A 9,755-nucleotide genomic window follows, 5' to 3' on the forward strand; every position below is an offset into this window, starting at 1 on the left:
GCCTGAGGCCGGGCGGAGTTCCGCCGCACGACGCCGGGCGCAGCCCGGAGGGCGTCCGGGCTCCAGCCGGTCCGAGGGTGCGGAAGCGCCGATGAGGGGCGGGCCGCCCGAGGCCGGGCAGAGCCAGGGGCCGCGGGTCGGGGCGGCTCCTGGCTCTGCCCGTGGCCCCGCGGGTCAGCCGGTCCCCGGGTCCCGCGGGCCCGCTCCCGGAGTGCGCCACACCGCCGAGCCCTGACCCTGGCCCTGGCCCTGGCCCGGCCCCCAGCCCTGGCCCCTGCCCTGCTCGTGGTCCTGCCGCACGGACGGCCGGCCCGAGGCACCCTGCCCCACGGTCGTCCGGCCGTCGGCGGAGGCGGAGCCCGCACCGGCGGCGGCCGTGGCACCGCCCGCATCCCCGGCGACACCGGCCGTCCCGCCGGCCTCGGCCGCGCCCGCCTCCTCCGCCGCCGTACCGGAGACGCGGTCGCCCGGATGGCGCAGGGAGACGAAGAAGGCGATGGCGAGGGCGACGGCCATGCCGTAGAAGACCCACTGGTTGGCCTCGGCGAAGTCCATGCGGATCGCGGACATGGCGTCCCGCATGGTCGTCGCGAGGGGCCCGTCGCCGCTGGGGGTGCTGGTGTCGGGGTGCCCGGTGATCGCCTCGGCGACGTCCCGAGCCGCCTCACGGGCGGTGCCCTCATTCAGTCCGCGCGCCCGGAGGGTGTCCGTGACCTGCTCGGTCATGCGGTGCGTCAGCATCGTGCCGTACACGGCCAGGCCGATGCTCGCCGCGTAGTTGCGGACGGTCTGCGTGATGCCGGTGACCTCGCCGTAGGAGGCGCCGATCGCACGGTTGACGGCGTCGGTCGAGGCGGGCGCCAGCAGGAAGCCGATACCGGCGCCGGCGAGGGCGATGTAAGGCCACTGGTCGTGCATGGACAGGTCGGTGAGCTTGCCCGCCCACAGCGCGAAGCCGACCGTGCCGATCACGCAGCCCATCTTGAGCGCGGGCCGCACGCCCTGCTTGTCGAGGATGCGACCGCCCCACTGGGAGGCGACGGCGAAACCGGCGAAGAAGTACAGCAGATACAGCGCGGCCTGGTTGGGGGAGGCGCTCAACGAGATCTGCGCGTACACCGACGCGAAGAAGAACAGCGGGACGAACGCCAGCATCGCGAAGAACAGCACCAGGGTGTCCACGGTGAAGCCCCGGTCCCGGAAGACGGCGAGCTTGATCAGGGGATGCCGGGTGCGCAGTTGCAGACGGCAGAAGACACCCAGCAGCACCAGCCCGCCGACGATGCACGCCCAGGTCGCCGCCGAGTCCCAGCCCCAGGCGGAGGCCTGCTGGAAGCCGAGCACGCTCAGCCCCATGCCGAGCGCCACGAGCACCGCGCCGGGCACGTCCAGCGATTCGTCGGCGCGAGGGCGGTCCTTGATACGGGCCATGGCGGTGAGGGCGAGCGCGACGATCGCGACGGGCACGTTCACCCAGAAGATCGCCCGCCACGTCCAGCCCGTCAGCCAGCCGCCGAGGAGCGGGCCGATGGCGGTGAGGGCGCCGGTGAGGCCGAAGAACAGGGCGAGGGCGCGTCCGCGCCGCTCGACGGGGAACACCTCGACGACGACGGCGAGCGCGGCCGGGAACAGCAGCGCGGCGCCCAGTCCTTGGGTGGCGCGGAAGACGATGAGCCAGGTCAGTGCGTAGTCGTCGGCGGGGACGCAGCCGCACAGCACCGACGAGACGACGAAGACGAGCGTGCCCGCCACGACGACGCGACGGGGGCCGAACAGATCGGCGAGACGCCCGCCGAGGGCGAAGAACGCCGCGAGGGCGAGCAGATAGGCGTTGACCACCCACTGCATGCCGGAGCTGGTCAGATCGAGTTCGGAGACGATGTCGGGGGCCGCGATCGACACGATCGTCTGGTCGATGAAGGTCATCGCCACGGCGAACATCATGGCCGCGAGTGCCACCGCCTGGGAGGCCGCCCGCGACGCGCCGGGCGCGTCCCCGTTCCGTCCCGTTGTGGTTCGGGTCACCCGATCAGTCTGCGCCCACGTGCACTACGTCGCATCCGCAGCGCCGTCGTGGCGCTGCCGCAGCTCTTGTACGACGCCGAAGGCGGCGGCGGTGGCGGGGACCGCGAGGAGCATGCCGAGGATGCCGGCGACAGAGGCGCCCGCGGTGATGGCGAGCATGACGACAGCGGGGTGCATCTGCACCGTGCGGCTCTGGACGAGCGGCTGGAGCACATGCCCTTCCAGCATCTGCACGGCGATGACGACGCCGAGCGCCCACAGGGCGATGACGAACCCGCGGTCGGCGAGCGCGACGAGCACGGCAAGGGCGCCGGAGAGGAAGGCGCCGAGGTAGGGGATGTAGGCGCCGACGAAGACGAGCGCGCCGAGTCCGACGGCGCCGGGGACGCGCAGGACGAGCAGGCCGACCGTGATGCACAGGGCGTCGATGAACGCGATGAGGGTGGTGCCGCGCATGAATCCCTCGACGGCGCGGAAGGCGCGCCGCGCGATGGCCTCCAGCAGGTCCGCGGAGCCGCGGGGGGCGACGGCGCGCAGGGCGTGGGTGGCCTTGTCGGCGTCCCGCAGGAAGAAGAAGACCAGCAGCAGGGCGAGTACGGCCATGGCGATGGTCTCGGCGACGACGCTGACCCCGCTGATCACCCCGGAGGCGGCGGTGCCGCCGAACTTGGAGAGCAGCTCGCGGGCGTTGGAGGCGACGTCGTGCAGGGACGTGCCGGCCGCCCCGAAGTGGGCGGCGATGTCGTCGGCGGCGTGCTTCAGGGAGGTGACGATCTGTTCGCCGCTGCCGACGAGCGCGGCGACGACGATGTAGACGGCGCCGCCGACGACGGCGACGACGACCACGCAGGTCACGGCGGCGGCGACGGACCGGTTGACCTTGGCTTTGACCAGCCGCCTATGGAACGGCCCGAGCAGTGCCGTGCCGAGCAGCGCGAGCAGCACCGGCGTGACCGCCGTACGCAGCTCCGCGCACAACTGGACGCCGACCCAGCCGACTCCGGCGGCGAGCAGCAGGACGACGCACCAGGCGGCGAAGCGGCGGACGGCCTCGGGAAGCAACTGCACGCGGTCCAGCCGACCACGCGCCGGGCGGCCTGTCCCGCCAGGACAGGCCGCCCGGGTGACGTCGCGTCAGACGCGCGATGCCGGAAGGCGCGGGAGGCCGCCCGTCAGGCCTCCGGCCCCGCCTCGGTCATGCCGTGCACGGCCGGGACGGTGCCGAGGCGGCCCTTCTGGAAGTCCTCGAAGGCCTGCATCAGCTCTTCCTTGGTGTTCATGACGAACGGGCCGTAGTGGGCCATGGGCTCCCGGATGGGCTGCCCGCCGAGGAGGACGACCTCCAGGTCGGGGGTGTGGGAGTCCTGCTTCTCGTCGGCGCGGACGGTCAGCGAACCGCCGTTGCCGAAGACGGCCGTCTGCCCCAGGTGGATCGGACGCCGCTCGGCGCCGACCGTGCCCTTGCCGGCCAGCACGTACGCCAGACCGTTGAAGTCCTCCCGCCACGGCAGCGTGATCTCGGCGCCCGCCGCGAGCGTCGCGTGGATCATCGTGATCGGCGTGTGCGTGATGCCGGGGCCCTGGTGCCCGTCCAGTTCACCGGCGATGACCCGCAGCAGCGCGCCCCCGTCGGGGGAGGTGAGCAACTGGACGCTGCCGGCGCGGATGTCCTGGTAGCGGGGGTTCATCATCTTGTCCTTGGCCGGGAGGTTCACCCACAGTTGCAGGCCGTGGAAGAGGCCGCCCGAGACGACCAGATGCTCCGGCGGCGCCTCGATGTGCAGCAGGCCGGAGCCCGCCGTCATCCACTGGGTGTCGCCGTTGGTGATGGTGCCGCCACCGCCGTTGGAGTCCTGGTGGTCGAAGACGCCGTCGATGATGTAGGTGACGGTCTCGAAGCCGCGGTGGGGGTGCCAGGGGGTGCCCTTGGGCTCGCCCGGCGCGTACTCCACCTCGCCCATCTGGTCCATCATGATGAACGGGTCGAGGTAGCGGTAGTTGATGCCGGCGAAGGCCCGGCGGACCGGGAACCCCTCGCCCTCGAAACCGCTCGGCGCGGTCGTGACGGCGAGCACGGGACGGGCCACCGCATCGGCGGGAGCGGTCACACGGGGCAGCGTCAACGGGTTCTCGACGGTCACTGCAGGCATGGGATACCTCCTCGGTCTCCGCCCAGTTTAGTTGAGCGTTGAACTTCTGGCCACCTCAACGAGGAGGGGTGCCGATGCATTCCCGACCCCGGCCGCGCCCCCTCCCACGGCTCGTCCGGCGCGCCCGCGCCGGCGCGTCCGGCTCGCCGACCAGGACCGACGGGGCGTACGCACCGTCTTGGACCAGGCGGCAACCCTAGGGGCGGAGGGCGGGCGGAAGGAGGTCTTCCGACCCGATTGTGACGAGGAGTACACCTTCGAAGACGCAGAGTGAACGTCTCCGGGCGTGTGAACGCCGAGCAGGGCCCGAGGGGCGGTCGGGTTCAGCCGCACAGTGAGCGCGTCAGCGCACGTACGACACTCGGACCGGACAGTCGATGCGTCAGCCGTACATCCGGCGCATCGCGAAATCGACCATCTGTTCGACGGCCTTGGCGTCGAACACCATGCGGTGCTCGCCCTCCATGTCGAGGACGAAGCCGTACCCGGTCGGCAGGAGGTCGATGACCTCGGCGCCCGTGATCACGAAGTACTTGGACTCCTTGCCCGCGTACCGGCGCAGCTCCTTCAGCGAGGTGAACATGGGGATCACCGGCTGCTGAGTGTTGTGCAGGGCGAGGAAGCCGGGGGTGTCGCCGCGCGGGCAGTACACCTTGGACGTGGCGAAGATCTGCTGGAAGTCCTCGGCGGACATCTGACCGGTGGTGAAGGCGCGCACCGCGTCCGCGAGCGAGGGCGGGGACGGCTCGGGATACAGCGGCGGCTGCTGCCCGTAGCCGCCGGCCATCGGCTGCTGGGGTGCGGCGTACTGCTGCTGAGCACCGACGTTGTGTTCGTAGCCGTACATGGGGAGAAGCGTACCGAGCCGGGACGTCGCCCGTCCGGCCTCCTGCACGGCCTTCCGTCCGGCCTCTGCACGACCTTCCGTCCGGCCCCTGTGCAGCTTTCCGTCCGGCCCCTGTGCAGCTTTCCGTCCGGGTTCCCGTCCGGCGTGCGCAGGCCTGCGGGAGCGTTGCGTCCCGCTTGAGACGCGTCACAGATGACGGGCTCGGGGTTGCAAGATATTACCGGCGGGTAGCATCATCGTAGCTACTGATTGGTACGTGAACTAGCGCGAGGATCCAGTGCCTCGCCGATCTCTCTACGGACCGGGAGCCGTCGCCATGGGGCACTACAAGTCGAATCTCCGCGACATCGAGTTCAACCTCTTCGAAGTACTCGGCCGTGACAAGGTCTACGGCTCGGGTCCGTTCGAGGAGATGGACGTCGACACCGCGAAGAGCGTGCTGGAGGAGCTGACCCGCCTCTCCGAGAACGAGCTGGCGGAGTCCTTCGCCGACGCCGACCGCAACCCGCCGGTCTTCGACCCCGAGACCAACACGGCACCGGTCCCGGAGTCCTTCAAGAAGAGCTACCGCGCCTTCATGGAGTCCGAGTACTGGCGTCTCGGCCTGCCCGAGGAGATCGGCGGCACCACCTCGCCCCGCTCCCTGATCTGGGCCTACGCCGAGCTGATCCTGGGCGCCAACCCGGCCGTGTGGATGTACTCCTCCGGCCCCGCGTTCGCCGGCATCCTCTTCGAGGAGGGCAACGAGGTCCAGAAGCACATCGCCAAGATCGCCGTCGAGAAGCAGTGGGGCTCCACCATGGTCCTCACCGAGCCCGACGCGGGCTCCGACGTGGGCGCCGGCCGCACCAAGGCGATCCAGCAGGAGGACGGCTCCTGGCACATCGAGGGCGTGAAGCGCTTCATCACCTCCGGTGAGCACGACATGGAGGAGAACATCCTCCACTACGTCCTCGCCCGCCCCGAGGGCGCCGGCCCCGGCACCAAGGGCCTGTCCCTCTTCCTCGTCCCGAAGTACCTCTTCGACTTCGAGACCGGCGAGCTGGGCGAGCGCAACGGCGTCTACGCCACCAACGTCGAGCACAAGATGGGCCTGAAGGCCTCCAACACGTGCGAGATGACCTTCGGCGACAAGCACCCCGCCAAGGGCTGGCTAATCGGCGACAAGCACGACGGCATCCGCCAGATGTTCCGCATCATCGAGTTCGCCCGCATGATGGTCGGCACGAAGGCGATCTCCACGCTGTCCACGGGCTACCTCAACGCGCTGGAGTACGCCAAGGAGCGCGTCCAGGGTCCCGACCTGGCGAACTTCATGGACAAGACCGCGCCCAAGGTCACCATCACCCACCACCCCGACGTGCGCCGCTCGCTGATGACGCAGAAGGCGTACGCGGAGGGCATGCGCGCCCTCGTCCTCTACACGGCCTCGATCCAGGACGCCATCCAGATCAAGGAGGCCAACGGTGAGGACGCGAGCGCCGAGCACGCGCTGAACGACCTGCTGCTGCCGATCGTCAAGGGCTACGGCTCCGAGAAGGGCTACGAGCAGCTCGCCCAGTCGCTTCAGACCTTCGGCGGCTCCGGCTTCCTCCAGGAGTACCCGATCGAGCAGTACATCCGGGACTCCAAGATCGACACCCTGTACGAGGGCACCACCGCCATCCAGGGCCAGGACTTCTTCTTCCGGAAGATCGTCCGCAACCAGGGCGCGGCGCTGAACTCCCTCGCCGAGGACATCAAGAAGTTCCTCGCCCTCGGCACCGGCGGCGAGGAGCTGGCCGGCGCCCGCGAGCACCTCGCCAAGGCCGCCGTCGAGCTGGAGGCCATCGTCGGCCTCATGCTGACCGACCTGGCCGCCACCGAGCAGGACACCAAGAACATCTACAAGGTGGGCCTGAACACCACCCGCCTGCTCATGGCCTCCGGTGACGTCGTCGTCGGCTACCTGCTCCTCAAGGGCGCGGCCGTCGCCGCCGAGAAGCTGCCGAACGCCACCGCCAAGGACAAGGCCTTCTACACCGGCAAGATCGCCGCGGCGAAGTTCTTCGCCGCCAACGTCCTGCCCGGCGTCACCTGCGCCCGCAAGGTCGCCGAGGGCGTCGACCTGGAGCTGATGGAGCTGGACGAGGCCGCGTTCTAGTACTGGCCACGGCGGGTCCGGTCCTGAGCGGCTGGTCCGATCCAGGGCCGGACCTGACCGAGCCGATCCGATTCAGGGTCACCTCTGACCGAGCTGGTCCGGTTTCGGGCCGGTACTGATCCGGTGCCGGTCCGGAGATCCGGTCCGGTGCCGGTCCGGAGGGCCGGTCCGGTCCTCGGCCCCGTACTCGTCCGGTCCTCGCTCGGTCCTCGTCCGGCCGCCCGTCGGGTCGCCGGTCCGGTCACCCGTCGGTCCCTCCACACTCTTCTCACGAGGGCCCGCTCCCGCCGCCGGGAGCGGGCCCTCGTCCGTCGTTAAGGTGAACCCATGAGCGAACCAGCCCGCTTCGACCGCGGCCACACCGACGACCTCATGACCTTCCTGGCGGCAAGCCCGTCGCCGTACCACGCCGTGGCGAACGCCGCGCAGCGGCTGGAGAAGGCAGGGTTCCGGCAGGTCGCCGAGACGGACGCCTGGGACGGCACCAGTGGCGGCAAGTACGTGCTGCGCGGCGGCGCGATCGTGGCCTGGTACGTCCCCGAGGGCGCCGCCCCCCACACGCCGTACCGCATCATCGGCGCCCACACCGACTCCCCCAACCTGCGCGTCAAGCCGCTCCCCGACGCCGGGGCGCACGGCTGGCGGCAAGTCGCCGTCGAGATCTACGGCGGACCCCTGCTGAACTCCTGGCTCGACCGCGACCTGGGCCTCGCCGGGCGGCTCACCCTGCGCGACGGCACCACCCGCCTCGTCGACGTCGACCGGCCCCTGCTGCGCGTGCCGCAGCTCGCCATCCACCTCGACCGGTCCGTCACCGCCGAGGGCCTCAAGCTCGACAAGCAGCGCCATCTACAGCCCGTGTGGGGGCTCGGCGACACCGTGCGCGACGGTGATCTGATCGCCTTCCTGGAGGAGGAGGCCGGGCTGCCGTCCGGCGAGGTCACCGGCTGGGACCTCATGGTCCACTCCGTCGAACCGCCCGCGCTCCTCGGCCGCGACCGGGAGCTGGTCGCCGGACCGCGCATGGACAACCTGCTGTCCGTGCACGCCGCCGTCGCCGCGCTCGCCGCCGTCGCCGGCAGCGGGCAGGACCTGCCGTACATCCCCGTCCTCGCCGCCTTCGACCACGAGGAGAACGGCTCCCAGTCCGACACCGGCGCCGACGGGCCGCTCCTCGGCGACGTCCTCACCCGCTCCGTGTTCGCGCGCGGAGGCACGTACGAGGACCGGGCGCGGGCCTTCGCCGGCACGGTGTGCCTGTCCTCCGACACCGGGCACGCCGTCCACCCCAACTACGCCGAACGCCACGACCCCACCCACCACCCGCGCGTCAACGGCGGGCCCATCCTCAAAGTCAACGTCAACAACCGGTACGCCACGGACGGTTCGGGACGCGCGATCTGGGCCGCCGCCTGCGAGAAGGCCGGGGTGCCGTTCCAGGCGTTCGTCTCCAACAACTCCATGCCGTGCGGCACGACCATCGGGCCCATCACCGCGGCCCGGCACGGCATCCGCACCGTCGACATCGGCGTGGCGATCCTGTCCATGCACAGCGCGCGGGAGTTGTGCGGCGTGGACGACCCGCATCTGCTGGCGAACGCGCTGGTGGCGTTTCTGGAGGGGTAGTCAGCGCGGCCCGTTCCCGCCCCACTTGGCGGGCCTCGTTTTGGCATGGGGCATGATCCCTGACCGGCCGGGTACCCGGTCCGTCCGCACTGCTCACGACGGACCGGACAGGGAGGCGACTGCCATGGGCCTCGGCGGATGCATCGTTCTCATCGCCGTGGGAGCCATTCTCACGTTCGCGACCGACTGGCACATGGAGGGAGTCAACCTCACGCTCGTCGGGGTCATCTTGATGGCCGTCGGGCTGATCGGCGTCGCCACGTTCAGCGGCATCGCCCGGCGACGTCGGGTGGTGGTGCCGCCTGCGGCGGCGGTGGTGGAGGACGGGCGCGACCGGGACGGCTACGGCGCCTGAGCCGACCGCGCCGCTGTTCGTGGCGGGGCCATCGTTTCCACCTGCGGGCCGGTGGGGGGTTCTCGCGCAGTTCCCCGCGCGCCTTGGGGTGCCTGGTCTTTCGTTTCCACCTGCGGGCCGGTGGGGGGTTCTCGCGCAGTTCCCCGCGCCCCTTTGGGGTGCCCGGCCTTTCGTTTCCACCTGCGGGCCGGTGGGGGGTTCTCGCGCAGTTCCCCGCGCCCCTTTGGGGTGCCCGGCCTTTCGTTTCCACCTGCGGGCCGGTGGGAGGTTCTCGCGCAGTTCCCCGCGCCCCTTTGGGGTGCCCGGCCTTTCGTTTCCACCTGCGGCCCGGTGGGAGGTTCTCGCGCAGTTCCCCGCGCCCCTGAGTGCCTGCGGCGGCCTGTGTCCGTTGATGCGTGGTTGCGGTTGCGCCTACGGGCGGTGGGTGGGTCGGGTGCGCGCCGGGGGGTGTCCGTCCTCGGTGCGACGCTCTGTTTATCAGATTCGTGCCGGGCGTTTTCGCCGCACGCTGCGGGCGGGCACCCCCCGACACGCCCCCTCCCGCCGCACGGCGGCTGCGGGCCGTCGACGGCCGAGGCCCACAGGCGACGCAGCGGCGGGGCTCGGGTG

Annotated in this window: 7 protein-coding genes; 3 read left to right on the forward strand and 4 right to left on the reverse strand. The window is 70.9% G+C overall.

All coding sequences use genetic code 11. The annotated features are described in order from the left end of the window. Positions 1-174: 174 nt before the first annotated feature. The 4 genes from MTQ10_RS22575 to MTQ10_RS22590 all read right to left on the reverse strand — a co-directional run bounded on the left by MTQ10_RS22575 (position 175) and on the right by MTQ10_RS22590 (position 5,022). The gene (locus MTQ10_RS22575) at positions 175-1,944 is read right to left on the reverse strand and encodes an MFS transporter (RefSeq protein WP_247471620.1); all 1,770 of its coding nucleotides are present in this window, start codon (positions 1,942-1,944) and stop codon (positions 175-177) included. 105 nt (positions 1,945-2,049) lie between these two features. After that, positions 2,050-3,093 (reverse strand): AI-2E family transporter, encoded by a 1,044-nt coding sequence (locus MTQ10_RS22580; protein WP_247471590.1) that lies wholly within the window; start codon positions 3,091-3,093, stop codon positions 2,050-2,052. 104 nt (positions 3,094-3,197) lie between these two features. Beyond that, on the reverse strand, positions 3,198-4,175 hold the full coding sequence (locus MTQ10_RS22585; protein ID WP_247471593.1) for a pirin family protein: 978 nt from the start codon (positions 4,173-4,175) through the stop codon (positions 3,198-3,200). A gap of 382 nt (positions 4,176-4,557) precedes the next feature. Next, positions 4,558-5,022, reverse strand: coding sequence for an SseB family protein (locus MTQ10_RS22590; protein WP_247471596.1), 465 nt, complete (start codon positions 5,020-5,022; stop codon positions 4,558-4,560). A gap of 316 nt (positions 5,023-5,338) precedes the next feature. On the opposite strand from MTQ10_RS22590, the gene MTQ10_RS22595 reads away from it, so the two are divergent. From MTQ10_RS22595 to MTQ10_RS22605, 3 genes are all read left to right on the forward strand, one after another. Next, the gene (locus MTQ10_RS22595) at positions 5,339-7,165 is read left to right on the forward strand and encodes an acyl-CoA dehydrogenase (protein WP_247471612.1); all 1,827 of its coding nucleotides are present in this window, start codon (positions 5,339-5,341) and stop codon (positions 7,163-7,165) included. A gap of 327 nt (positions 7,166-7,492) precedes the next feature. Then, the gene (locus tag MTQ10_RS22600; protein WP_247471614.1) at positions 7,493-8,791 is read left to right on the forward strand and encodes a M18 family aminopeptidase; all 1,299 of its coding nucleotides are present in this window, start codon (positions 7,493-7,495) and stop codon (positions 8,789-8,791) included. Positions 8,792-8,915: 124 nt separating this feature from the next. Then, positions 8,916-9,146 (forward strand): DUF6458 family protein, encoded by a 231-nt coding sequence (locus tag MTQ10_RS22605; protein WP_247471618.1) that lies wholly within the window; start codon positions 8,916-8,918, stop codon positions 9,144-9,146. Positions 9,147-9,755: the final 609 nt, after the last annotated feature.

This window comes from Streptomyces sp. XM83C (assembly GCF_023072675.1).
In the GTDB taxonomy this organism is placed as follows: domain Bacteria; phylum Actinomycetota; class Actinomycetes; order Streptomycetales; family Streptomycetaceae; genus Streptomyces; species Streptomyces thermocoprophilus.

Coding starts and splice junctions, on each gene's coding strand:
- MTQ10_RS22575 (WP_247471620.1), bottom strand. CDS start 1,944: ATGATGTTCGCCGTGGCGATGACCTTCATCGACCAGACGATCGTGTCG.
- MTQ10_RS22585 (WP_247471593.1), bottom strand. CDS start 4,175: ATGCCTGCAGTGACCGTCGAGAACCCGTTGACGCTGCCCCGTGTGACC.
- MTQ10_RS22590 (WP_247471596.1), bottom strand. CDS start 5,022: ATGTACGGCTACGAACACAACGTCGGTGCTCAGCAGCAGTACGCCGCA.
- MTQ10_RS22595 (WP_247471612.1), top strand. CDS start 5,339: ATGGGGCACTACAAGTCGAATCTCCGCGACATCGAGTTCAACCTCTTC.
- MTQ10_RS22600 (WP_247471614.1), top strand. CDS start 7,493: ATGAGCGAACCAGCCCGCTTCGACCGCGGCCACACCGACGACCTCATG.
- MTQ10_RS22605 (WP_247471618.1), top strand. CDS start 8,916: ATGGGCCTCGGCGGATGCATCGTTCTCATCGCCGTGGGAGCCATTCTC.